Source organism: Saccharopolyspora sp. ID03-671 (genome assembly GCF_045278815.1).
GTDB lineage: Bacteria > Actinomycetota > Actinomycetes > Mycobacteriales > Pseudonocardiaceae > Saccharopolyspora > Saccharopolyspora ipomoeae.
In genome coordinates this window covers 1,677,006-1,701,692 of the sequence record NZ_CP134054.1, presented here as the reverse complement: position 1 = coordinate 1,701,692, position 24,687 = coordinate 1,677,006, and the positions used below count along the sequence as shown (strand labels likewise).

General features: G+C 66.9%; 20 protein-coding genes and 1 pseudogene. 14 read left to right on the top strand and 7 right to left on the bottom strand.

Going from position 1 to position 24,687, the window contains the following annotated elements; translation table 11 throughout:
* Window positions 1-66: 66 nt before the first annotated feature.
* The 5 genes and pseudogenes from REH65_RS07985 to fdxA all read left to right on the top strand — a co-directional run bounded on the left by REH65_RS07985 (window position 67) and on the right by fdxA (window position 7,411).
* Complete coding sequence (locus REH65_RS07985; RefSeq protein WP_406691921.1) at window positions 67-2,376, top strand: LuxR C-terminal-related transcriptional regulator; 2,310 nt, start codon at window positions 67-69, stop codon at window positions 2,374-2,376.
* A 384-nt stretch (window positions 2,377-2,760) separates the two neighbouring features.
* Window positions 2,761-4,617, top strand: a complete 1,857-nt coding sequence (locus REH65_RS07980; RefSeq protein WP_406691920.1) for a 2-oxoacid:acceptor oxidoreductase subunit alpha — start codon at window positions 2,761-2,763, stop codon at window positions 4,615-4,617.
* Window positions 4,614-5,695 (top strand): annotated as a pseudogene (locus tag REH65_RS07975) (2-oxoacid:ferredoxin oxidoreductase subunit beta). The gene REH65_RS07980 and the pseudogene REH65_RS07975 overlap by 4 nt, the downstream one beginning before the upstream one ends.
* Before the next feature lie 229 nt (window positions 5,696-5,924).
* Complete coding sequence (locus REH65_RS07970) at window positions 5,925-6,953, top strand: lytic transglycosylase domain-containing protein (protein WP_406691919.1); 1,029 nt, start codon at window positions 5,925-5,927, stop codon at window positions 6,951-6,953.
* Between the two features lie 131 nt (window positions 6,954-7,084).
* Window positions 7,085-7,411: a ferredoxin gene (gene fdxA / locus REH65_RS07965; protein ID WP_406691918.1), complete on the top strand. Its 327-nt coding sequence runs from the start codon at window positions 7,085-7,087 to the stop codon at window positions 7,409-7,411.
* Window positions 7,412-7,488: 77 nt separating this feature from the next.
* On the opposite strand, the gene REH65_RS07960 is transcribed toward fdxA, so the two are convergent.
* The gene (locus REH65_RS07960; protein ID WP_406691917.1) at window positions 7,489-8,508 is read right to left on the bottom strand and encodes an NAD(P)H-dependent flavin oxidoreductase; all 1,020 of its coding nucleotides are present in this window, start codon (window positions 8,506-8,508) and stop codon (window positions 7,489-7,491) included.
* Between the two features lie 296 nt (window positions 8,509-8,804).
* On the opposite strand from REH65_RS07960, the gene REH65_RS07955 reads away from it, so the two are divergent.
* From REH65_RS07955 to REH65_RS07925, 7 genes are all read left to right on the top strand, one after another.
* On the top strand, window positions 8,805-9,968 hold the full coding sequence (locus REH65_RS07955; RefSeq protein WP_406691916.1) for a 2-hydroxyacyl-CoA dehydratase subunit D: 1,164 nt from the start codon (window positions 8,805-8,807) through the stop codon (window positions 9,966-9,968).
* A 39-nt stretch (window positions 9,969-10,007) separates the two neighbouring features.
* Complete coding sequence (locus REH65_RS07950) at window positions 10,008-11,345, top strand: 2-hydroxyacyl-CoA dehydratase subunit D (RefSeq protein ID WP_406691915.1); 1,338 nt, start codon at window positions 10,008-10,010, stop codon at window positions 11,343-11,345.
* Between the two features lie 31 nt (window positions 11,346-11,376).
* The gene (locus tag REH65_RS07945; protein ID WP_406691914.1) at window positions 11,377-12,300 is read left to right on the top strand and encodes an acyl-CoA dehydratase activase; all 924 of its coding nucleotides are present in this window, start codon (window positions 11,377-11,379) and stop codon (window positions 12,298-12,300) included.
* A 75-nt stretch (window positions 12,301-12,375) separates the two neighbouring features.
* A complete protein-coding gene (locus REH65_RS07940) occupies window positions 12,376-13,188 on the top strand; it encodes an SDR family NAD(P)-dependent oxidoreductase (protein WP_406691913.1) in 813 nt (270 codons plus the stop codon).
* 92 nt (window positions 13,189-13,280) lie between these two features.
* Window positions 13,281-14,438 (top strand): phosphotransferase family protein, encoded by a 1,158-nt coding sequence (locus tag REH65_RS07935; RefSeq protein WP_406691912.1) that lies wholly within the window; start codon window positions 13,281-13,283, stop codon window positions 14,436-14,438.
* Between the two features lie 2 nt (window positions 14,439-14,440).
* The gene (locus REH65_RS07930; RefSeq protein ID WP_406691911.1) at window positions 14,441-14,968 is read left to right on the top strand and encodes a hypothetical protein; all 528 of its coding nucleotides are present in this window, start codon (window positions 14,441-14,443) and stop codon (window positions 14,966-14,968) included.
* Between the two features lie 27 nt (window positions 14,969-14,995).
* A complete protein-coding gene (locus REH65_RS07925) occupies window positions 14,996-16,129 on the top strand; it encodes an epoxide hydrolase family protein (protein WP_406691910.1) in 1,134 nt (377 codons plus the stop codon).
* Window positions 16,130-16,174: 45 nt separating this feature from the next.
* Here the strand turns inward: REH65_RS07925 and REH65_RS07920 are convergent, their stop codons facing one another.
* Window positions 16,175-16,582, bottom strand: a complete 408-nt coding sequence (locus tag REH65_RS07920; RefSeq protein WP_406691909.1) for an acyl-CoA thioesterase — start codon at window positions 16,580-16,582, stop codon at window positions 16,175-16,177.
* A 150-nt stretch (window positions 16,583-16,732) separates the two neighbouring features.
* On the opposite strand from REH65_RS07920, the gene REH65_RS07915 reads away from it, so the two are divergent.
* Both REH65_RS07915 and REH65_RS07910 read left to right on the top strand, forming a co-directional pair.
* Window positions 16,733-18,391: an AMP-binding protein gene (locus REH65_RS07915; protein WP_406691908.1), complete on the top strand. Its 1,659-nt coding sequence runs from the start codon at window positions 16,733-16,735 to the stop codon at window positions 18,389-18,391.
* 154 nt (window positions 18,392-18,545) lie between these two features.
* The gene (locus REH65_RS07910) at window positions 18,546-19,484 is read left to right on the top strand and encodes a phosphotransferase family protein (RefSeq protein WP_406691907.1); all 939 of its coding nucleotides are present in this window, start codon (window positions 18,546-18,548) and stop codon (window positions 19,482-19,484) included.
* 70 nt (window positions 19,485-19,554) lie between these two features.
* On the opposite strand, the gene REH65_RS07905 is transcribed toward REH65_RS07910, so the two are convergent.
* The 5 genes from REH65_RS07905 to REH65_RS07885 all read right to left on the bottom strand — a co-directional run bounded on the left by REH65_RS07905 (window position 19,555) and on the right by REH65_RS07885 (window position 24,686).
* Window positions 19,555-20,454, bottom strand: a complete 900-nt coding sequence (locus tag REH65_RS07905) for an SDR family oxidoreductase (protein WP_406691906.1) — start codon at window positions 20,452-20,454, stop codon at window positions 19,555-19,557.
* 19 nt (window positions 20,455-20,473) lie between these two features.
* Window positions 20,474-21,610 carry an acyl-CoA dehydrogenase family protein gene (locus tag REH65_RS07900; protein ID WP_406691905.1) on the bottom strand — a complete coding sequence of 379 codons (1,137 nt, stop codon included), beginning with the start codon at window positions 21,608-21,610 and terminating at the stop codon, window positions 20,474-20,476.
* A 155-nt stretch (window positions 21,611-21,765) separates the two neighbouring features.
* Window positions 21,766-23,220 (bottom strand): aldehyde dehydrogenase, encoded by a 1,455-nt coding sequence (locus tag REH65_RS07895; protein WP_406691904.1) that lies wholly within the window; start codon window positions 23,218-23,220, stop codon window positions 21,766-21,768.
* Window positions 23,217-24,338: an NAD(P)-dependent alcohol dehydrogenase gene (locus REH65_RS07890; RefSeq protein ID WP_406691903.1), complete on the bottom strand. Its 1,122-nt coding sequence runs from the start codon at window positions 24,336-24,338 to the stop codon at window positions 23,217-23,219. Before REH65_RS07890 ends, REH65_RS07895 begins: the two co-directional genes overlap by 4 nt.
* A gap of 30 nt (window positions 24,339-24,368) precedes the next feature.
* Window positions 24,369-24,686: a 2Fe-2S iron-sulfur cluster-binding protein gene (locus tag REH65_RS07885; RefSeq protein ID WP_406691902.1), complete on the bottom strand. Its 318-nt coding sequence runs from the start codon at window positions 24,684-24,686 to the stop codon at window positions 24,369-24,371.
* Window position 24,687 lies beyond the last annotated feature (1 nt).

Below are 24,687 nucleotides of genomic sequence, written 5' to 3'. Positions count from 1 at the left end.
CTAGGCCGTGGTACTACACTGACCTCGCTCTGCGCAGCGACGCGCCGAGAAAGGGGACATGTCGGGGTGTGTGCTCAGGTCAAGGCTCTTGGCGACGGTCTGACGAGTTTCGTCGGTCGGCGACGTGAGCTGGCCGAGATCACGCGGCTACTCGGTGAGTCGCGATTGGTGACCCTCACCGGCGTCGGCGGCGTGGGCAAGACCCGTCTGGCGTTGCGCGCTGCCGAGCATGTGCGAGAGGAGTTCCCCGACGGCGTCTGGCTCGTAGAGCTGGCGAAGGTCAGCGAACCGGCGTTGCTCCCGAACGTCGTCGCGGAGGCACTGGGCGTGCGGGACCAGACGACGCGTTCGCGCGAGGCGGTGCTGCTGGAATACCTCGAAGGCCGCCGGTTGCTGCTCATCATGGACAACTGCGAGCACCTGCTGAGCTCGTGCGCGACGTTGATCGCGAAGCTGTGCCGCGCGGACAACAGGCTGGTCGTCCTGGCCACAAGCAGGGAAGCGCTGGGAATCCTCGGCGAGCGCAGCTGGCCCGTTCCTCCGCTGTCGATGCCCGACCTGGCGAACGTGGCTCCCGCGCGAGGAGGGTACGTCTACGGCCACGAAGCGCTGGACCTCTTCGAAGAGCGTGCGCGCATGGTGCTTCCGGACTTCTCGCTCGACCAGGCGACCAAGCAAACGGCCTCGCAGCTGTGCCAGGGCCTGGACGGCCTTCCGCTAGCCATCGAGCTGGCTGCGGTGCGGTTGCGGTCCATGTCGATCGACCAGATCCACGAGCGGCTCCGGGACAGATACCGCCTGCTGAGTTCCGGGAACCGCGGTGGCCCTGCCCGTCACCAGACACTTCGGGCTGCGGTGGACTGGAGCTATGACCTGTGCACGGAGCAGGAGCGGGCGCTGTGGGCCAGGCTGGCGATCTTCGCAGGAGGTTTCGACCTCGAAGCCGCCGAATCGGTGTGCTCCTTCGACGGCATGACCGGCGATGACGTCGTGGAACTTCTGACCAGCCTGGTGGACAAGTCGATCGTGCTCCGGGAAGGCACCGGAACCAAGGTGCGCTACCGGATGCTCGAGACGATTCGGGCTTACGGTAGGGAGAAGGCCGCTACCGCCGGGCTTGAGCGCATCTTCCTGCAACGCCATCGCGACCACTACCTGCGGCTGGCCGAAACGTTCGATGCCAGCTGGTTCGGAGCCGACCAGTTCCGCTGGTGGGACCGGATCCAGGGTGAGCAGGCCAATCTGTGGGCAGCGCTGGACTTCTGCTTGACCACACCAGGCGAAGAAGCCCGCGGCATGCGCCTGGTCGGCTCCCTGTGCTTCTACTGGAACGCTTGCGGTCACCTCCAGGACGGCAGGTACTGGATCGGCCGAGCGCTGAACGCGGATCCGACGGCCAGCTCGGAGCGGGCCAAAGCTCTGTGGGTCAACGGCTACATCGCCATGACCCAAGGCGACGGCCAAGTGGCCATGCACTACTTCGAGGAGTGCCTCGCCCTCGCCGAGGAGCTGGGAGACGAACGTGCTCGATCCTTCGTATTCCAGTTCCGTGGCTCGGCGGAGCAGTTTGCGGGAAACCTCGAAGAAGCCGAGAGTCTGCTGCTCAAAGCCGTTGAAATGCACAGGAACTCCGGTTTGGTGGACTCGCTGACGGTGCTGGGCGTCGCGCAGCTCGCTTTCGTGTCCTGCCTGCTCGGGGAGACGGAGCGCGCGATCGAGCTGTGCGAGGAGTGCCGGCTCACCAGCGAGGCGCATGGAGAGAGGTGGGCGTATTCGTGGGCGATGTGGGTTTCCGGCCTGGCCCGCTGGACGCGTCGTGAGTTCGCGGAGGCGGCGAAGGCGCTGAAGGCCTCGCTGGAAGTGAAGGGCAGCCTCAACGATCGCCTGGGCGTCTCCGCATGCGTTGAGATGCTTGCATGGACCGCGGTCGAGGACGGCAACGAGGAACGGGCTGCACAGCTGTTCGGGGTCAGTCGCGAATCCTGGGCCGCGGTCGGCGACCCTCTCTTCGGCTCGCAGGCGATGTTGGAAACCCACGACCGGTACGAGGAGCGGGTCCGCGACGCGCTCGGACACCGGGCGTTCGAGGAGAACATCCGTCGTGGCGGGCAGCTCGACAACGCCAACGCGATGTCGCTCGCCAGAGCGGGCCAAGAACCGCAGGTCGGTTCGCGCCTGGCGCACTTGACGCGCCGTGAACTCGAAGTCGCGCGTTTGGTGGCGGAAGGCATGACGAACAAGGAGATCGCGACCCGGCTGGTGATCTCGCAGCGGACCGTCGAAGGGCACGTCGAGAACGTGCTCGGCAAGATGGGCGTCAAGTCCCGAACGCAGGTGGCGATTTGGTTCACCAGCCGGGATGCGACCTTGAGCTAGTCCGCGCCGTACCGCGTCCGAGTGCAACGCATTAAGGTGCTGGATCGCCTGAGCTGTAGGTAGTTGGTTTCTTCTGTGTGCGGGTATTTTCACGCGTCTTCGCTGTCGAGGGTACTTGCTGTGGTGCTGATCGGTGCAGATGTGGGGGCCAATGTCTGGTCACCTACTTCCAAAGAAAGCACTACACAGATTGATTGCAAGTGAATCAAAGTGTAGTATTACTCGGGTCGGCACTCGTGGGATCTAGGCGTGGATCCCAGTCGGCGGGCATAGGTGTTCGCCCGGAAGTGCGGAGCCTGTCGGCGTCGGATCGAGGTTCGACACCGACAGGGCGGTTCGTGGAGTTGTCGGTCCCGAGAGCTCGGGCCCGCTAGGAGGTTTCGCGTGAGCACTTCAGTCGAGCAGGTGAGCCGGGTGGTGATCCGGTTCGCGGGTGACTCCGGTGACGGCATGCAGCTCACCGGTGATCGGTTCACCTCCGAAACCGCGGTGTTCGGCAATGATTTCGCCACCCTTCCCAACTTTCCGGCCGAGATCCGGGCACCGCACGGCACGTTGCCCGGTGTTTCGTCGTTCCAGCTGCACTTCGCCGACACCGACATCGCCACGCCGGGCGACAGGCCCGACGTGCTGGTCGCGATGAACCCGGCTGCTTTGAAAGCGAACATCGACGATCTTCCGGCGGGCGGGACGCTGATCGTCAACACCGACGAGTTCACCAAGCGGAACCTGGCCAAGGTCGGCTACGAGACTGATCCGCTCAACGACGAATCCCTCGAGGGCTACTCGGTGCACCAGGTGCCGATGGGCACCCTGACTCGTGGGGCGTTGGAGGACTCCGGCCTGTCGAAGAAGGAGGCGGAGCGCTCGAAGAACATGTTCGCGCTGGGCCTGCTGTCCTGGATGTACAACCGCCCGGTGGAGGGCACCGAACGGTTCCTGCGTGAGAAGTTCGCGAAGAAGCCGGACGTCGCCGAGGCCAACGTTGATGCCTTCCGGGCCGGCTGGAACTACGGTGAGACCACTGAGGCGTTCGCGGTCAGCTACGAGGTCGCGCCGGCGCGGCTCGCCCCCGGCACGTACCGGCAGATCACCGGCAACACCGCGCTCGCCTACGGGATCATCGCCGCCGCACGCTGTTCGGAACTGCCGGTGCTGCTCGGCACCTATCCGATCACGCCGGCCTCGGACATTCTGCACGAACTGGCCAAGCACAAGAACTTCGGCATCACCACACTTCAGGCCGAGGACGAGATCGCCGGTGTCGGTGCTGCACTGGGTCACGCCTTTGGCGGCGGTCTCGGCATCACGTCGACCTCGGGGCCGGGGTTGGCGCTGAAATCGGAGATGATCGGCTTGGCGGTCATGACCGAGCTTCCGCTCCTGGTTCTGGACATCCAGCGAGGTGGGCCTTCCACCGGGCTGCCCACCAAGACCGAGCAGGCGGACCTGCTGCAGGCGATGTACGGGCGGAACGGGGAATCTCCCGTCCCGGTGGTCGCGCCGGCATCACCCTCGGACTGCTTCGACAGCGTGCTCGAAGCGGCGCGCATCGCGTTGACATATCGAACCCCGGTGGTGCTGCTGTCCGACGGTTCGATCGCCAACGGGTCCGAACCGTGGCGCATCCCAGACGCTTCGCAGCTGCCTGACCTCAGGGTCCACTTCGCCTCGGAACCCAACTCGACCGACGGATCCGGCGACTTCTGGCCGTATCTGCGCGACCCGGAGACGCTGGCGCGGCCGTGGGCGGTGCCGGGCACTCCCGGCCTCCAGCACCGGATCGGTGGTCTGGAGAAGGAGGACGTCAAGGGCGGCATCTCCTACGATCCCGACAACCACGACAGGATGGTCCGACTCCGGCAGGCCAAGGTCGACGGTGTTGAAGTTCCTGACGTCGTCATCGACGACCCGGGCAGGCAGGCCAGGTCACTGGTACTGGGCTGGGGCTCGACCTACGGCCCGATCAGCGCCGCCGTGCGTCGGGTCCGCAACCAGGGCTACGCCGTCGCGCACGCCCATCTTCGCCACTTGAATCCGTTCCCGAGCAATTTGGGTCAGGTGCTGCACGACTACGAACGCGTACTGATCCCGGAGATGAACCTCGGCCAGCTCGCCACCCTGATCCGGGCGCAGTTCGTGGTCGACTGCGCGACCTACACGAAGGTCGCGGGACTGCCGTTCAAAGCCGAGGAGCTCCAGGGCGTTCTCACCGATTTCCTAGAGGGAGTACGAGCATGACGACGGATCTGGGACTGCCGCTGCTCGGCGGGCAGCACGAGGTCCCCAAGAGCGCTGAACCGCAGAACGCCAAGGACTACAAGTCCGACCAAGAGGTGCGGTGGTGCCCGGGCTGCGGCGACTACGTCGTGCTCAACGCGGTGCAGTCCTTCCTGCCGACGCTGGGGCTCAAGCGCGAGAACATCGCCTTCATCTCGGGGATCGGTTGTTCCTCGCGGTTCCCGTACTACCTCAACACCTACGGCATGCACTCCATCCACGGACGGGCCCCGTCGATCGCCACCGGGCTGGCGGTCTCACGTCCGGATCTGTCGGTGTGGGTGGTCACCGGTGACGGCGACGCGCTGTCCATCGGCGGTAACCACCTGATCCATGCGCTGCGCCGCAACGTGAACATGACGATCCTGCTGTTCAACAACCGGATCTACGGGCTAACGAAGGGGCAGTACTCGCCGACCTCCGAGCAGGGCAAGGTCACCAAGTCCACGCCCCTGGGCTCGCTGGACGGCCCCTTTAACCCGGTCTCGTTGGCGCTGGGCGCCGAGGCCGGCTTCGTCGCGCGGTCATCGACTCCGACCGCAAGCAGCTCACGGAGGTGCTGCAAGCCGCTGCCGACCACCGCGGATCGTCGTTGGTCGAGATCTACCAGAACTGCCCGATCTTCAACGACGGCGCCTTCGACGCACTCACCGACAGGGAGGAGTCGCAGCACCGCGTCATCCCGCTCCGGCACGGCCGGCAAGTGCGGTTCGGGCCGGGCGCGGAGGTGGGCGAGGGGGAGTACGGGGTGGTGCGCGACCCAGCCGCCGGTGGGCTGTCGGTGCGACGGGTCTCCGAGGTCGGTGCTGATGCGCTGGTGGTGCACGACGCGACCGCCGCCGATCCCACCCAGGCCTTCGGCCTGTCCCGGCTCACCGGCCCGGACCTCGGGCATGCCGTGACCGGGATCTTCCGGCAGGTCCAGCGCCCAGCGTACGACGACCTCGTCCGCGAGCAGGTTCGTGCCGCCGCCGACGCGAAACCGGCGGATCTGCAGGTACTTCTGAACGGGAACGATACCTGGACCGTATCCCCCTGATCGAATCCGAACACCCCGAAGCAAACGGGAATCGCCGAAAGCAGCGGGAATCCCGATGATCGATCGTTCGCTCCGGTATTCGGCCGGCGAACGCCAACAACGCCGTCGCACCGAATCCGGACAACGGAGGTCTGTGATCATGGTTCGAAACCGGGGACAACGAGGCGGGAGTCGAAACCGCGGCACCCAGCGCCGAGTGTGGTGCTATCAGGCGGCGGCATTGGTCGGGATGCTCGCGCTGAGCGCTGCGGACCAGACCTCGTGGGTCGGCGAACCGAGCGTCGAGGCCACCGGCTCGAACGCCGAGCGTCCCCTGCCGCGAAACCTGCCCGAGCCACCGCCGCCGGTTCTCACACCCCAGGCCGCGGTCGCGGGTGGGGAGCCACAGGCGCGCACGTCCACTGCGGGCCCGGCGGCGCCGAAGTACGGAATCCCCTCCACGGTGCTGGACTCCTACCTTCGGGCGGTCGACGTCCAGCAGCGGGAGAACCCGGGATGCCGCATCACCTGGACGCTGCTGGCCGGCATCGGCAAGGTCGAGTCCGGGCACGCGCGAGGCGGCGACGTCAGGCCGGACGGCACGCTGATCCACCCGATCTACGGGCCCTCGCTCAACGGCACGAACAACACGGCAGCGATCGAGGGCGAGGGCGGCTGGGCTCGCGCGGCCGGCTCGATGCAGTTCATCCCGTCCTCGTGGGATCGGTGGGGTGCCGACGGCAACGACGACGGCGAGACGAACCCGCAGAACGTCTACGACGCTTCGCTCGCCGCGTCCCGCTACCTGTGCGCGGACGGCCGCGACCTGTCGACGCCCGAGGACCTGCGGGCCGCGATCTTCAGCTACAACCACTCCGGTGAGTACGTGAACCTCGTGCTCGGGTGGATGTCGGCCTACGAGAACGACGGAGGGGGAGTGCCCGACCGGCACGCCTCGTCCGACCTGCTGCACATGGCCGCTTACGACTCGAGCGACGCCGAGAGCGAGTCCTCGGCGCAGCCCACCGCGCCACCGCCCCCGCCACCGGCGGCGGAGCAGCCGCAGGAACCCGAACCGCCTCAGGACGACGACGGCGGTCAGCCTGCGCCTGCTCCGCGGCCCACCCCGGAACCCGAGCCCGAGCCGGTGCGGGTGCTGGAGCCCGTCAAGGAGCTCCTTCCGCCACCGGTCAACGACGGCCTGGCACCGGTGGTCAAGCCCGTGGAGCAGGTCGTCGATGCCGCTCCGCTGCCGAACATCCTCAGCCCTGGCCGCTGAGCCGGAGATCGCTCACTCGCAACAGCAACGGAGGGCGAGGCCGCGTCACCGCTCCCACCACGAGCGGCCTCGCCTGCCGCGGAAGGTGGTCGTCGGGCGGACGACCGAGGAAACCGAGAGGAACCACAGCCGTGACCTACGTGATCGCCGAGCCGTGTGTGGACGTGCTCGACAAGACCTGCATCGAGGAGTGCCCCGTCGATTGCATCTACGAGGGCGGGCGGATGCTCTACATCCACCCCGACGAGTGCGTCGACTGCGGTGCGTGTGAGCCGGTGTGCCCAGTGGAGGCCATCTACTACGACGAGGACGTCCCGGACGAGTGGGCGGCCTACACCAAGGCGAACGCCGACTTCTTCGAGGAGTCCGGTCTGTCCGGCGGTGGTAAGAAGACGGGCAAGACTGACTTCGACGTCGCCCCGATCGCAGGGCTTCCGGCGCGGGTGGCTGGGCACTGACCAGCAGGGAAAGGGATGAAGGAGGCCCCGGCCACCCGACTGCGCGGGCGGCCGGGGCCTCCTCGGTTCGGTCGTGGTCAGCTGCGAGGAGCGAGCCGGTCGAGGACTTGGGCGGCTTCCTCCGCCATGTGCGGGACGAATTCGGCGACCTTGATGACCTCGCCGATCGCACCGGCGACCTGCCCGGCGAGAACGAGTCCGTCCTCGACGTCTCCCTCGGTCTGCGCGCGCTGCATGGACTCGATCTTCCAGCGAAGCAGCTCGGCGGGGTCAGTGGCGTCGTCGTGATCCTCGACCAGCCGCAGGGATGCCCGGTTCCGCAGACCGCGGCACGGGCCGTAGACGCCCGTGAAGGCGACGTCGTCGCCCTCCTGCGCGGAGAGGAGCGCCTGCGCGTAGGACGGGTGCCAGTCGGAATTCTCCTCCGAAGCGATGAACCTCGTGCCCATCGCCACCGCCTCCGCGCCCATGCACAGCGCTGCAGCGAGGGTGCGGCCGTCCTTGGCGCCACCCGAAAGAACGACGGGCACGTCGACGGCCGCGGCCACGGAGGGGACGAGGACGTAGGTGTGCACCCCCTTGCTCGGTGCGTGGCCGCCCATCTCGAAGCCCGCCGCGATGACCGCGTCGACGCCGGCCTCCTGAGCCTTGACCGCCTGGGCGGTGGATCCGACCTTGTGCTGGTGGACCATGCCGGCGTCCTTGATCGGCCCGACGTACTTGCCCGGGAAACCGGCCGAGGTGGTCAGCACGGTCAACCGCTTGGCGATCTCGCTATCGCCGGCACGGGCTTCGAGCGCGGTGTTGATGTAGGCATCGGTGAAGGCCAGCACGTTGCCGTCGCCGTCCACACCGACCGGGATGTTGACCGCGAAAGGTTTGTCGGTCAGCGCGGCGCATTCCTCGATGTGCTCGCGGAAGGTGCGGGAGCCTTCCGCGAGGTCGCGTGGAAACCCGGGCATGCTCACCGTGCCGAGACCGCCCGCGTTGCTGACCGCCGCGGCGAGCTTGGGGGTTTTGAACGGCCCCAGACCTTCTTGCACGATCGGGTGTTCGATTCCTGCCAGTCGCGTGTACCGGTTGCTGATCGGCGCCATGGTTCGTCGGCTCCTCGGGGGTCGGTGAGCGGGCTTGTGGGCGGCGCGCGAACGGTCGCCCGATCAAGTCAATGTACATTTCAGGGCACTAGGGGGCCAGAGGTGTATGGCATGACTGTCGCGCGCGACCTCGGCTAAGTGGATGATCGAGCAAAATCTTATACATTTTTGGGCGCTCAGTGTTGCGAAGTGTCCAGTGTTGGGGTTACACATGGTGGGGACAGTCAAACGGGGGCGCAGCTCCCGCAGCTCGCCTCCGCCCGCCGCGGGCGGAGGCACGAGAAGGCAGGTGACACGTGTCGGAGGCACTCGCGTCCGCTCTGGCCCCGCTCGCTGAAGTCGCCGAAGATCCGGACGCCTACGTGGTGCGGTGGAAGGAGCGCACCGGCGGCAAGGCCGTCGGGGTGTTCCCGATGAACTTCCCCGTCGAGATCGCGCACGCCGCCGGGGCGCTCCCGGTGCTCATCCAGGAGAGCCGCGAGCCCGACAGCATCGGCCGCAACCTGCTGGCCGAGTTCTACTGCGGCTACACCCGCAACATCGCGGACTCCGCGGCCAAGGGCAAGCTCGACATCTACGACGCCTTCTTCAACGCCGACCACTGCATCCAGCTGCTCGGCGCGGTGGACGTCATCAGGTCGGAGTCGCCGGAGAAGCCGATGTTCTACGGCCACCTGCCGACGTCGCTGACCGACGAGTGGACGCCTTCCGAAGCGCGGAAGATGATGCAGGCCTTCCTCGACGAGGTCGCCGAGTTCGCGGGTGCTCCGATCACTCCGGAGGCTCTGGCGAGCAGCATCGCCCTGTTCAACGAGAACCGCAGGCTGCTGCGCGAACTGTTCGCTGCGCGCCGTGCGGGGGATGCCTGCTTCACCTCGGAGCAGATGCAGATCCTGGTCAAGTCCAGCATGGTCATGGACAAGGCCGAGCACACCGCCGCGCTGCGGGAGGTGATCGCGGCGGCGGCCGTTGCAGCCCGCGACGACCGCGTCCGGATCTACCTGTCCGGGCATCTCTGTCACGCACCGAAACCCGAACTGCTGCGCACGATCGAGGAGTGCGGCGCGATCGTCGTCGACGACGACCTCTTCACAGGTGCCCGATACATCTCGACCGACGTCGCCGAGGGCATCGACCCTGTCGAGGCGATCAGCCGGTGGTATTTGCAGCGCGACGTCTCCATGCCCTGCCCGACCAGGGTCAAGCACGAGGTGGACTGGGAAGAGCAGCTCGTGCGGTCGGTCCGGGAAAGCGGCGCTCAGGGCGTCATCGTGCTGATGGTCAAGTTCTGCGAACCGCACATGCTCTATTACCCCGAATTGCGAAAGAAGCTGGACGAGCAGGGGATTCCGCACCTGCTCATGGAAACCGAGCACGAAGGGCTCCCGGCGGAGACGGTCCGGACCAGGGTGGAAGCGCTGCTGGAACGGATTCGCCGGACGCAGCTCGTCAGTCCCTGACCAACGTTTCGCAGCTCTCTCGACTCAGGAAGTGATCACGTGAGCACAGCAGTCATGGAAAAGGCCAATCGTCTCGAGGCCACCAAGACCGGGGGCACGATGGTCTCCGATTACTGGGACCGCGTCTTCAACGCACGCGAGCGCGGCGAGAAGGTGGTCTGGTACAACGGCTCGGCGCTCAATCCGATCTTCCAGGCCGCGGGCCTGGTCTGGTGCCACGGTGAAGCCTTCTCCGCCCGGCTCGCCGCGCAGCACCTCGAGGAGCCTGCCCAGCAGGCCGGACAGGAGTACGGCTACGTCGGGGAGCTGTGCTCCTACGCGCGGACTCACCTGGGCTGCGCGGTGCTCACCCAGAAGAACCGCCAGGGCGAGGCCACCGGGATCGTCGGCATTCCCGACCAGCAGGAGCTCGCGAGCCGGCTGCCCGCTCCGGACTTCTTCGTCAACGCTTACGCCGGGTGCAGCACGGGTCAGCAGTGGGACGACATCACCTATCGCGTCTTCGGCAAGGAAGTCCCGATCTTCAACGTGTCGCTGCCGTTCCTGTGGGGAAACAAGCCCGACGCCGGCTACCTCGTCGGCGAGGAGTGGGAGCACGCGACGAAGTACGTGTCCGACCAGTTGCACGAGCTCGTTTCCTTCTTGGAGATCATGACCGGCAAGCCGTTCGACTGGGACGCGCTGCGGCAGAACATGGCCTACATCAAGCGCGCCTCGGAGCTTCGCCGGGCGGCCATGGCGCTGTGCAAGCTGGCACCGACGCCGGCGACGTTCTGGGACTGGATCTCCTGCATCGCGCACATCAACTTCCTGCCGGCCAGCCAGGAACTGGTGGATTACTTCGGCGCGATCAAGGACGAGATCGAGCGTCGCGTCGCCAACGGGACCAGGGGAGTGCGCGACGAGCACTACCGGGTGTACTTCGACGGCATCATGAACTGGAACAAGCTCGGCTGGCTGTCCAGGAAGTTCGCCGAGCACGACGTCGCCGTGGTGGCCGGGCGCTACACCCACCAGGCGTTCTGGCAGGAGCCCCACCTGATCGACCCGGAGGACCCGATCCGGGGCATGGCACAGCACTACCTGCTGTGCCCGACCAACCACGGCACCAAGACGATCCAGAACCTGATCCTCTCCGAGTGCGAGCAGTACAACGTGGATGGTCTGGTGTTCCACTCCACCCGCACCTGCCGAGCGTTCACCAACCCGCAGAAGCTGGTCGCCAAGGCGGCCCAGCGCGACCTCGGCATTCCGTCGATGTTCTTCGAAGGAGACGTCGCAGACGCCTCCTTCTACAAGGACGACGTGCTGGAGAGCCGGCTGGTGGCGATGCTGGAGGGCATCGACGTGCGCCGGAGTCAGGCCGCCGCAGGCTGATTTCACCGTAGGGAGCGGGAAGGAGGCGACGATGACGGATCACTACATGGGTGTCGACCTCGGCTCGACAACTGCCAAAACGGTGATCGTCGACGAAGCGGGCGAGATCGTCGCCTCCGAGGTCGTGCAGATGGGCGCGGTGAGCCGCGCCGGTCTGAACCGTTCACTATCCGCGGCACTGCGATCGGCCGCCTTGGAGGAGTCCGACATCGCCCAGACCATCGCGACCGGTTACGGCCGCCGCCTGGTACCTGGCGCAGGACGCACGTTCACCGAGATCACCTGCCACGCCCGGGGTGTCGCGGCGATGTGCCCGGGAACCAGGCTCGTCATCGACATCGGCGGGCAGGACAGCAAGACGATCCTGGTGGACGACTGGGGCATCGCTGAGAACTTCGCCATGAACGACCGGTGCGCCAGCGGTACCGGCAGGTTCTTCGAGGTTCTCGCCCGCGCGATCGAGTGCGACATCGCCGAACTCGCCGATCTCGCTCTGAGCGGGGAGAAGGACCTCGAGGTCAGCAGCATGTGCGCGACCTTCGCCGAGACAGAGCTCATCTCGCTGCTCGCAGCGGGCGAACGGCGCGAGGACATCGCCGCTTCGGTGCACCGCGCGGTGTCGGCGCGCACGCTCGGGCTCGTCGCGCTCGTCGGCAAGAAAGCCCCCGTCGTGATGACCGGTGGCGTGGCGAGGAACGCGGCGGCGGTGCACTTCCTGGAAGAAAAGCTACGACTTCCGGTCACCGTGCCGGAATCGCCGCAGATCACCGGCGCGTACGGGGCGGCGCTGCTGGCCCGTGAACGGGGGCGCGACGCCACGGCACCCGGATCCGAGGAGGACGAGCGTGCCGGAGACCTCACCCGAGAGACGTCCCGATCGTGCTCGACCTGCGGCGTGCCGAACCAGGGGAGCGACCCGGCCGATCACCCGATGATTCCGCTGCGCCCCATCTGATCTCGCCCTTCCCGGGGTAGCAATCCGGACGCCGTTTGCTCGACCGGGCGGGTTCGAAACGAAAGGAAACGTGACATGACCGACCGGACGGACGGCCCACCCCGCGGTGCCGACGGCTACGACTTCTCGGAAACCGCCGTGCTCATCGCGGGGGGAACCTCCGGGGTGGGCCTGGCGACCGCTACCGCCTTCGCCCAGGCGGGCTGTCGCCGGCTGACCGTGCTCGGGCGCAACGAGGAACGCGGGGAGCGTGCGGTCGAAACCGTGCAGAAGGCGGTGCAGGGTGCCGAACTCGAGTTCCTGTCGACCGACGCCAACAACCCCGCCGCGGCCGAAGAGGCCGCGCGGGAGGCGAACCGGCGGATGGGCGCGATCGACGTGCTGGTCAACTCGACCGTTGCGCCGTACTCGCCGACCCTGCTCCGGAACACCCCCATCGACCAGGTCGCCCAGGTGGTCACCGAGCAGTCCGTGGGGCCGCTGCTGATGAGCCGCGCGGTTCTTCCGCACATGTCGGAGCAGCAGGCCGGCTCGATCATCAACATCGCCTCGGACGCGGCCAAGGTTCCGACGCCTGGCGAGACCTGCATCGGTGCCGCCATGGCCGCCATCGTCACGTTCTCCCGGACCCTCGCGTTGGAAGCCAAGCGTGACGGCGTGCGAGTCAACGTCATCACCCCGTCCCTCATCGTCGACACCGGTTCCTATGACCGGGCGATGAACCAGGAGTTCAGCAAGAAGATCTTCGATCGCATCATCTCCCAGGCCCACCTCGGTCTCACCGAACCGGCAGACCTGGCCAATCTCGCACTGTTCCTGGCCTCGCCGATGTCTCGGCTCATCACCGGCCAGGTCGTCAGCGTCAACGGCGGAATCTCCGTGGCCTGAGAACGCGGCTCATCACGGCCACCGCTCACATCGGTGGCCGTGCTGGGTGGTGCGGCGAACCCAGAGTGACAGCCCGACAGAGAGGTCGGACTTTGACAACCCAAGAGAAGGTACGCGCCGCTGACGGCTATCCGGTCGAGCGAAACCTCGCCCGGCGCTTCGACGAGAAGCTGCGGCGCCGGTCCGTCGGAGACCACCGCGATCCGCAGTCCCTCCCTCAGAGGCGGGAGAGGCTGGAGCGCTTCCTGTCCGGACGCGTGGAGGGTGCGTTCGAGGTCCAGGATTTCGCCCGTCTCTCCGGTGGAGGTGCCAACGAGTCCTACAGCTTCCGTCTCGTGCACGCCGACCGCAGTGATGAACTGGTGCTGCGGGTGAAGGCTCCGGTGGGTATCTGCATCACCGAGGTGGAACGGGAATTCCAGCTGTTGCGCGCCACTCACGGTGTGATCCCCGTGCCCAAGCCCTACTGGGTGACGACCGATCCTGATGACTTCGGTGAACCCGCCTTGATCTCCGGCAAGGTGGATGGTGTTCCGTCTCCCACGCAGAACATCCCCCACGCGACCGGGCTCGGCACCGCTTATGGCCCGGGCTTGTGGCCGCTGCTCGCACCGCAGTTCGTCGAGCACTTGGCCAGGCTGCACGCCCACGACTGGTCCGGCGACGACCTCAGCGGTTTCGATCTGCCTCGTCCGAACACCACTGACGCGATCGACTGGCGGCTGGCCATGTGGAACCGCGCTTGGGACGAGGACGCGCTCGAACCTCACCCCACGGTGCTGCTGGCCCGGCAATGGCTGGCCGAGAACCGGCCCGTCGTCGACCACGTGTCGCTGCTGCACGGCGACTACCGGAACGGCAACTTCCTCTTCGACGAGGAGTCTGGGGAGATCACAGCGATCCTGGACTGGGAGCTGGGATACCTCGGCGACCGGCATTCGGACCTCGCCTACGCGATGCTCCCGGGCTGGGGGCATCCGGACGACAACGGCCGCTACCTCAACTCGGGCCTGGTGCACACCGACGCCTTCATCGCCGACTACGAGCGGATCTCGGGCCTTTCGGTGGACCGGGAGCGGCTGGACTACTACCTCGTCCTCAACCTGTACTGGGCGGTGGTCTCGCTGATCGGTACCGGGCCGTGCACCGCCGCCGCCCGGATGACCGAGCTCGACGTCATGTACAACTTCATCTCCGGTCTCGGCGGCTACTTCATCGGCGAGCTCAACCGGATTCTGGCGAAGGACTGATCATGGTTCCCACCGTCACCCAGCAACTGCGGTCGATGCGTCGCCGATTCTGCGACACGATCCTCCCGGCACTTCCCCCTGACGCGGAATTCGCTCATGAGCAGGCGAACTTGATGTTGGCCACCTTCGACTGGTTGCTCGACACCCACGAGCACGAGTACCGCTACCAGGTCGTGGAGAACAACGAATACCGGAGCCTGCTCACCGAACTGGTCTTCCTCGCCGGTGCCGCCGTCGGCGAACAGCTGCGTGAGGAAGCCGATGCATGCCTGGCCGAGCCAGGACCCGCGCCAGGCGAGGCGAGCATTCCGCAGGCCGATCTCGCCGACCAGACCCGCCGACTCAAGGAGCATGCGATGCGCCTGGTTTCAGCGCTTCTCGCTGACTCCGAGTCCGCCGAGGCTCGAGCGCTGCTCGCGAAAACGGCGCGTGCGCAGGGGCATCGCGATCTCGCCTATTACCGGCTTACCGGATTCCCGCGCGACGCGGCAGAAATCCAGTCCACGCTCGACTCCGTTCAGCACGACTGACCCCGACATCGGCGGAAGGGAAGCAGCGTGGATGATCAACTGAAGCAATTCGAACTGCACGTCGCCCAGGGCGAGCTCGACGACCTCCGCGGTCGGCTGGAGCGCGTGCGGTGGCCAGATGAGCAGCCCGTCCAGGACTGGTCGCAAGGAATCCCGCTGTCCTACGTCCAGGGGCTGTGCGCCTACTGGGCCGACGGCTACGACTGGCGCCGGTGCGAGGACAAGCTCAACGCCGCGAATCAGTTCAAGACCGAGATCGACGGAGTGGACATCCACTTCCTGCACGCGCGATCTCGGCACGAGGGTGCCCTCCCACTCATCCTCACGCACGGCTGGCCGGGCTCTGTCCGGGAGTTCCTCGACCTCGTCGAGCCGCTCACCAACCCGCCGGATCCCGCGGACGCCTTCCACGTCGTCTGCCCGTCGTTGCCCGGGTTCGCCTTCAGCGGCCGGCCCCGGGCCACCGGCTGGGGAGTGCAGCGGATCGCCGACGCCTGGTCCGAACTCATGAGTCGGCTCGGATACACCCGCTACGGGGTGCACGGCGGTGACTGGGGCTCGGTGGTCTCCGGGCGGCTCGCCGCGATCGCCCCGGACCGCGTCGTCGGTGTTCACCTGCCGATCCCGTTCGTCGATCTCGCGGCCGAGCCCGACCCGCCGGAGTCGATGAACGACTTCGAGAAGCAGGGTGCCGCCCTCGGCGCTGACTACGCGTTGAGCGGAACCGGCTACTTCGTGGAGCAGATGACCAAACCCCAGACGCTCGGCTACGGTCTCGCCGACTCGCCGGTTGGGCAACTCGCGTGGATCGTGGAGAAGTTCCACGGCTGGACCGACTGCGACGGGCACCCGGAGAACGCGGTCAGCCGGGACGTGCTGCTGGACAACGTGATGCTCTACTGGCTGTCGAACACCGGGACCTCGGCGGCTCGCATATACTGGGAAAGCCTCGCCGACCTGCCGCAGGACAAGATCACCGTGCCGTCGGGCTGCTCGATCTTCCCGAAGGAGATGATCCGGGTCCCGCGTGCGCGGGCGGAAACCCGGTTGACCGACATCCGCTACTGGAACGAACTGCCCGCTGGCGGTCACTTCGCTTCGCTGGAGCAGCCTGAGATCTTCGTGGATGAGCTGCGCAAGTTCTTCCGGCTCGTCCGCTAGGCGACCGGTTTCGACCGGTGCGGTTCATGTCGGATGCCGTCACGATCAAGTCTTCGTGGCATAGCTCGCGAGCGCGGTCGCGACGGTCTCCGGCAACGGGCGCGATTTGCCGTCGTGGGTGGTGACGTTGACGTAGACGATGCTGATCGTGGCCAGGTCGGTCTCGTCGCGGGTGACCGAGTGCCGGAGTGTGAAACTGCTGCGGCCGATGTGAGCGCACTCGACCTCGAAGCCGATCACGTCGTCGAAGAACGCCGGTGCGTGGAACCCGAGCTGGGCGCTCACGACGGACGGGTCAGCGCCGGCGGCGTTGAGCTCGGGGTAGGACCAGCCGAGGTGCCGGAAGAACTCGGTCATGGCGACGTCGGCGATCTCGAGGTAGCGGCTGTTGAACAGGTACGACTGGGCGTCCGTCTCGTGGTATCGCACCCGGTGAACGTGCGTGAAGGGCATGCGTCGGAGGTTAGCTCCCTGCTTGCCGCGCCAATCGACGGCGAGGGCGCCGGCTCGGCGACGCGTTGCTTTTTGGTCGGACCTTAAATACTATAGAACCAGTCTGCTGGTCCGGCAGCGCGCTCCGCTCGAGATCAAGGAAGATCGCCGATGACGTTCGCGACGGTGAGAGACCGCTACTCGCAGGAAGAAATCGAGCGCTTCTACGCCGACGGCAGTTGGCGTCGCGAAACGCTGTTCGACATGCTCGAGGCCCAAGTGGCGCAGCGCCCGGAGAAGGTCTTCATCACCGACGACACGCGCTCGCTGACCTACTCCGAGCTCCGCGACACGGCGCTGCGGCTGGCTGTCGGCATGTACCGCCAGGGAATCCGGCCCGGTGACAGGGTGTGCGTGCAGGTGCCGAACTGGGTCGAGTTCGCGCAGATCGCGGTGGCGCTGTCCAGGCTCGGCGCGATTCTCGTTCCGATCATGCCGATCTACCGGATGGACGAGGTCTCCTACATCGCGAGCAACAGCGGCGCACGGATGATCTTCACCTGCGCGACGTTCAAGAATTTCGACTACGTCGAGATGTACCGCAAGGTGCGGGTGGAATCGCCGGATCTTGGGCGGATCGTCGTGCTGCGCGGTGGCCCGGAGAAGGACACCACCCCGTATGACTCGTTGTTCGCCGACGTCGACCCGAACGACGTGGCCGACGAGATCGGTCCTGGTGTCGGGCCTGACGATCACTTCATGATCGTCTACAGTTCGGGCACGACTTCGCGCCCCAAGGGGTGCCTGCACACGGTCAACACGATGGCCGGCGGGGCCCGCCAGCTCGCGAAGGTCTTCGCCTACAGCGACGAGGACGTGCAGTTCGGCCCCTCACCGATCACGCACACGACCGGCCTGGTCACCAGTGTCCTGCTGCCGCTCATTCACGGAGCCGGTTCGCACCTCATGGAGTCCTGGGAACCGCACGCCGGCCTCGACCACATCCGAAGGTGGGGCTGCACCACAGCGGTCAGCGCGACGACCTTCCTCCAGATGCTCATGGACGCCTACGATCCGGAGGAACACGATGCGAGCAGCCTGCGCCTGTGGGTCGCGGCAGGCGCGCCGATCCCGGGTGCGTTCGTGGAGCGAGCGAGCGAGCTGTTGCCCGATTGCCGGATCTTGAGCCTGTACGGACGGTCCGAGAACCTCACCACCACCACGTGCACGGTTGACGATGATCCGCACCGGGCGGCCACCTCAGACGGCCGCCCGCTGCCGGGAAGTTCCGTGAAGATCGTCGACGAGCTCGGAGAAGAAGTGCCGCGGGGTCAGGAAGGTGACATCGCATACCGGGGGCCATCGCACATGCTGGAGTACATCGGCAGACCCGAGGAGACAGCGGAGCTGTTCACCCCCGACGGCTACTCGCGCTCCGGCGACCTGGGTGTGATGGACGAGGACGGGTACGTGCGGGTCACCGGACGGCTCAAGGACATCGTCATTCGCGGCGGTATGAACATCAGCGTCCGTCAGGTGGAAGACCTGCTGGCTGCGCATCCCGCCGTCGATGCCGTCGCAGTGGTCGGCATGCCGGACCCGAGGCTCGGCGAACGGATCTGCTGTTACCTGGTACCGCACCCCGGCAACGAGTCGGTGACTCTTGAAGAGCTCAAGGACTACCTGCTGGGGCAAGGTCTGGCCATCCAGAAGGTGCCCGAGCGGCTCGAAGTGGTCGAGGAGCTACCGATGACCGCTACCGGCAAGATCCAGAAGCATGTGCTGCGCGCCGACATCGTGGCGAAGCTCGAGAATGCCGGTCCGTCGTGAGCGGTGCAGTCCGGCGAATTCCGAACCCAGTGGCAGTGTGCGGAGGAACTTCGCGGAATCTGATTGAGAGTGAACTGTGAGCTGGGATTTCAGCGAAGAGCAACGCACCGGGCTGGCGAGGTTTCTCGCGGATCGCGGAATCTGCTCCGGCCCGGTGAACACTCGGCCGATCGGGGACGGCCATTCGAACCTGACGTTCCTGGTCGACGACGGGCAGAGCAAGGTCGTCGTGCGGCGGCCACCCCCGCCGCCGACTCCGCCGGGAGCCCACGACATGCTGCGCGAGGCGAGACTGATCGGCGCGCTGGCCGGCACGGACGTGCCGGTCGCCGATGTGCTGGCCGTGAGCCAGGCGGGTGAGGTGCTGGACGTGCCGTTCTACGTGATGAGCTACGTCGAAGGCCCGGTCATCACCGACCAGACCCCGCCCGCGCTGGCCACCCCGTCTGCCCGGCGGCGGATCGGCGAATCCTTGGTGGACACGCTGGTGGCATTGCACGCCGTGGACTGGCAGGCGTGCGGGCTGGCGGACGTCGGCAAGCCCGAGGGGTTCAACGCCCGTCACTTCCGGCGGATGGGCAAGCTCATCGCCGATGCGGACGGCAATCCGCCCGCGGAGTTCGCCGAGCTCGACGCGTGGCTCGCAGCGCACGTGCCGCCGGAGTCCGGCGCTTCGATCGTGCACAACGACTACCGGCTCGGGAACGTGATCATCGGTCCCGAGCGGCCTGGCCGTGTGCTGGCGGTGCTGGACTGGGAACTGGCCACCATCGGCGATCCCTTGTTCGACGTGGGGTACTTCCTGGCTTCGTGGCCGGTCGAAGGCCGGCCGCTGACCCCGACTGAAGAGCTCGGTGTGGCCGCGTTCGAGGACGGCTACCCGACGCGCGCCGAGCTGGCCGAGCGGTACGCCTCGGCGACCGGGCGCGATCTGTCGGGCCTGGACTGGTACACAGCGCTGGCGCTGTGGAAGCTGGCCGTGCTGTACGAGTACGGTCGCCGTCGTGCGGTCGAAGGCGTCGGCGACGAGTACTACGCCGACGCGGCGCTGGTGAAGTCCTTCCTCGACGCCGCGTCCCGGGTGGCATTCTGACGTCGAGCGGTGTGCAGCAGCAGTGAAAAGAAGTCCGGGGCGGCTCCACAGCCGCCCCGGACTTCGCCGTTCACACCGAACGTTGTTGTTTCGCCGCGGTGCTGGCCGCCTGGCTGCGTTCCTTGATCTCCTGCCAGTCCTGGTCGGACAGCGAGGTCAAGCCGGCGAACGTGCCCGGTCCAGCGAGCCGTTGCCCACCGTCCATCGCGATCGTTTCGCCGGTGAGGTAGTCGCAGGCGTCCGAGAACAGGAAGATCGTCAGGTTCGCCAGCTCTTCGACCGTGCCGGACCTGCCCATCGGGACCTGGTCGGCCTGCGTGGCGCCCACGGCGCTCTTGTCGGTCGGGTTCAGCATCTCCCACGCGTAGTCCGTGGGGATCGGACCGGGGGCCAGCGCGTTGAGCCGGATCCCGTATCGCGCCCACTCCACCGCCAGCGACATCGTCATGGCGTGCACTGCGGCTTTCGCCATCGCAGACGGGACGACGAACGCGGAGCCGGACCACACCCACGTCGTCAGGGTCGACAGCACCGTGCCCGGAAGTCCTTGCTCGATCCACCGGCGCCCGGCTGCGTGGGTGGTGTTGAACGAGCCGTTCATGACCGTTGAGCTGATCGCCTCGAAGCCCCTGGGGCTCAATGACTTCGTGGGGGCGATGAAGTTCGCAGCGGCGTTGTTGAGCACGCCGGTCAGGGGGCCGTGCTGGTCCCAGATCTCGGTCATTGCAGCGTCCACGGAATCAGGCTGGCGCACGTCCACGGTCTGGAAGTGCACCGAGCCCGGCCCGCCCGCCTCAGCCGCGGCCTCGGCTAGCACGGCCTCGCGCCGGCCCCACAGGTGCACCTTCGCGCCGTGGTCGGCGAGGTGTCGGGCGACACCCCGACCGAGGCCGGTTCCGCCACCGGTGATCAGAATTCGCTTGTCCGCCAGCAGGTCCGGCGCGAACACCGACTTCTTCGTCTTCGACATGATCGCCCTTCGCGATTTGTCAGAGCCCGAGGCTCTTGCTGATGATCTCGCGCTGGATCTCGTTGGTGCCGCCGTAGATCGGCGGCGCGAGTGCTTTGCGCACCTGTCCCTCCATCCCGTACTCGCGGGCGTATCCGTAGCCGCCCATCAGCTGCATGGCCTCCAGCGCGGCGTGCTTGGCCACCTCGGTGCATTTGAGCTTGGCCATCGAACCTTCGCGGGCGAGCTGCTGCTCCTCGCCCGCGTCAATGCCCTCGGCGACTTCGTAGACGAACGAGCGGCAGAAGGCGATCTCGGTGGCGAGGTCGGACACGCGGTGCCGCACGGCCTGAAAGCTGCCGATCGTGCGCCCGAACTGCTCGCGCTGCTTGACGTAGGCGAGCAGGTCGTCGAGCGAGCGCTGGGCCGCACCGACGGCCATCGCGGCGATGATCAAGCGCTCCACCGACAGCCCGCGCAGCAGGTGCCACCACGCACGCCCCACCTCACCGACGACATTCACCGACGACACCCTGACGTCGGTGAAGAAGATGTCGTTGACGGTGTGCGCCTCCATCGTCTCGATGGGACGGATCTCCAGCCCCTGCGCATCGGTGGGCACGATCAGGAGTGTCAGCCCCTCGTGTTTGGTGCGCCCGGTACCGGTGCGCGCCAGCAGGAGCAGGTGGTCTGCCACGTGAGCGGCCGACGTCCAGGTCTTCTGCCCGTTGATGACGAAGCCGTCCCCGTCGGCGACCGCGCTGAGCCGAGCCGAGCCGAGATCCGATCCGGCCTCGGGCTCGGACAGCGCGATCGCTTCGAGCCTGCCGCGGCACAGCCCGCCGAGGATCTCCTCCTTCTGCGCTTTGGTGCCGTAGCGCAGGTAGGTCTGCGCTGCCGTCAGGCCCGTCGAGTAGGCGGTGATGGGTGCGAGTCCACGTGATGTCTGCTCGAGGAACAGGCACTCCTCGACCATTCCCGCACCTGCACCCCCGTACGCCTCCGGAATCGACACCCCGAGCCAGCCGAGCTCGGCCAGCTTCGCCAGCAGGTCGGGGCTGTTGGCGAGCGTGCCGCCGTCGGTGAGTGCGTCCCGCTGTTGGAGCGTCTTGCACTCGCTGTCGCAGAAATCCCGCACCGCGGCGGCGAACCGGCGTTGCTCCTCGGTGAACCGCATCGTGCCTCCGCGAGCGATCGTTCTCAGCGCTTAGGTGTCCCAGAGTGCGAGTAAATGCCGCCTTTGAACACCTGAATCCACCTCGAATCTAAGTGCGTGAACGATCGTTATCAAGAGGGGCTGGGGATCGGGGTTGATGCGATCGAACTGTTCGGTCATGCCTGCCCGGCGTCGAGGTAGATCGTCTTGAGCGTCTGGTAGGCGTGCAGGCCTTCCTGTCCCAGCTCGCGGCCGAGCCCGCTGGCCTTGATGCCACCGAACGGTGCGGTCGGGTCATTGGTGTAGGCGTTGATGCCGACCGTGCCGGTCGCGACGCGGCGAGCCACCGCCTCACCTCGTTCGGAGTCGGAGGTCCACACCGTGCCTCCCAGGCCGTAGTCGCTGGCGTTGGCGATCGCGACCGCCTCGTCCTCGTCGGCGTAGGGGATCACCGAGAGCACCGGGCCGAAGATCTCCTCGCGTGCGATGGTGTGCCCGTTGTCCACATCGGCGAATACCGTGGGCTCGACGAACCAGCCCTGATCGAGCCCGGTCGGCCTGGCACCGCCCGCTGTCAGGCGCGCGCCTTCGTCGATGCCCTTCGCGATGTAGGACTCCACGCGGTCGCGCTGCCGAGCCGAGACCAGCGGTCCGACCTGGGTGCTGTCCTCGAGCGGGTCGGCGACGGTGAGCGAGCGCGCCAGGTCGGTGATCGTGTCCACGACCTCGCCGTATCGGGAGCGCGGTGCGAGCACCCGAGTGCCCAGCCAGCAGATCTGACCGTTGTTGAGCAGGGTGGCGGCGAAGAAGCTCTCGATCGTGGCGGCCAGGTCGGCGTCATCGAGCACCACGGCGGCCGATTTTCCGCCCAGCTCGAGGGTCACCGGCCGCAGCAGTCGTCCACAGGTCTCGGCGATCGTGCGACCGGCCACGGTCGATCCGGTGAACGACACCTTGTCCACGCCCGGATGTCCGACCAGGTAGCCGCCGAGCTCACGGTCGCCGGGCAGCACGCTCAGCACGCCATCAGGTAGGCCTGCCTCGTGCGCGGCTTCGGCCATCAGCATCGCGTCGAGCACGGTCTCCGGTGCGGGCTTTAGCACCACGGTGCAGCCGGCGGCCAGCGCCGGAGCGAGCTTGAGGAAAGTGATGGCCTGAGGCACGTTCCACGGCACGATCGCGGCCACGACGCCCAGCGGCTCGCGGATGACACGGGAGTTACCGCCGAGCATCCCCACCCTCGTCTCCTCCTGCGGTGACTCGGTGACGAGGCCCGCGAAGTAGCGCAGCAGCACGGGCGGGAAACCGCCTTCGAACTGCCGAGCCAGGGTGATCGGCATGCCGTTCTGAACGGTAACCCGCCGCGCGGTCTCGTCCGAGCGCTTCTCCAGCGCTACCGAGAAACGCTCCAGGGCTTCGGCGCGCTGCGCGGGATCCCATCCCGACCAGCCCGCCGGATCATCGAAGGCTCGGCGCGCGGCGGCGACCGCGCGATCGACGTCGGCGGCGGAAGCCTCCGGCACGCTACCGAGCAGTTCCTCGGTGGTGGCCGAGCGCACGTCGATCCGATCACCGGTCGCGGGCTCGGACCAGTTCCCGGCGATGAAGAGCCGGTCGTAGTCGATGGTCATGCTGGCTCCTCGCCTCGCTCGTGCACGAGCACGATCTTGACGGCCGCACCCTGGTGCTGGGCGGCCACGGCTTCGTTGATCTGGGAGAACGGCATCGTCTTGATCAGCTTGTCGAACGGGAAGCGCCCCGTGCGGTGCAGTTCGAGCAGTTCGGGGATGAACACGTCCGGATCGCTGTCGCCTTCCACGATTCCCATCACGCGCACGCCGAGTACCTGCGCCTGGATCAGCGGAAGCGCCATTGCCGCCTCCGGGTCGGAGGGCACGCCGATGATGCCGACCTTGGAGCGGTGTCCGAGCGCTTGCAGCGCCTGGTTGAGCACGTCGGGGATTCCGGTGGTGTCGATCGCGTAGTCAGCCCCGTCGGGGACGATGGCGCGGACCTGCTCGGCCAGCGGCTCCGCGCCGGGGTCGATCACGTGTGTCGCGCCGAGCGACAGGGCGAGGTCGCGGCGGTCCGCGTGCGGCTCGATGACGATGATCCGCTGCAGTTCACGCACGACGCCGGCGAGCACGGCCGACAGGCCAACAGAGCCGCCGCCGAGCACCAGCAGCGTTCGGCCCGGCAGGCAGTCCATCGAGTTCAGCACCGCGCCCGCGCCGGTCTGAACACCGCACCCGAGCGGTCCGAGCAGTTCCACCGGGGCGTCGTCGGCCACCTTGACCACGTTGCGTTCGTGCGCGATCGCATGGGTGGCGAACGAGGACTGGCCGAAGAACTCCGATCCCAGGGCGACGCCTTGCTGATGCAGCGTGCTGGTGCCGTCCGGCCGCGCGCCGCCGAAGTTGTGCGACATGAAGTCGTGGCAGTAGGCGGGTTCGCCGTCCAGGCATTCCCGGCAGCGGCCGCAGCTGTTGAAGCTGAGCACCACCTTGTCGCCCGCCGCGACCTTGGTGATGCCCGCGCCGACGGCCACGACCACGCCGCTGCCCTCGTGGCCCAGCACACCGGGAAGCGGGAACGGCAGGTGGCCGTCCTTGGCGGCCAGATCGGTGTGGCAGAGGCCGACACCGGCGATCTCGACCACGATCTCACCGGGCCCGGGTTCGGCGAGGGCAGCGGGCTGGAGGCTGAACTCGCCGCCTATTTCTGCGGCCACCGCAGCGGTGATGTCCATTCGAACTCCTTCGTCCATGGAAAAAGCGGTTCAGCCGTTGGTGTCCGGGACGGTGACGCGCACGTCCGGGCTGTCAGCGGCGAGAATCAACTGGCACGACAGCCGCGAGTTCGGTTGAACCCCTTCGGCGAACTCGAGCAGTTCGCGTTCCTCGTCGGAGGGCTCGTCGAAGCTGGACGCGCCATCCTCGAGGAACACGTGGCAGGTGGCGCACGAGCAGCTACCGCCGCATTCGGCGACGATTCCGGGCAGGTTGTTGCGCACCGAACCGTCCATCACGCTCTGTCCACAAGGGACGTCGATGTCGTGCACAGTTCCGTCGGAGAGCTCGTAGGTGACTTTGGGCATG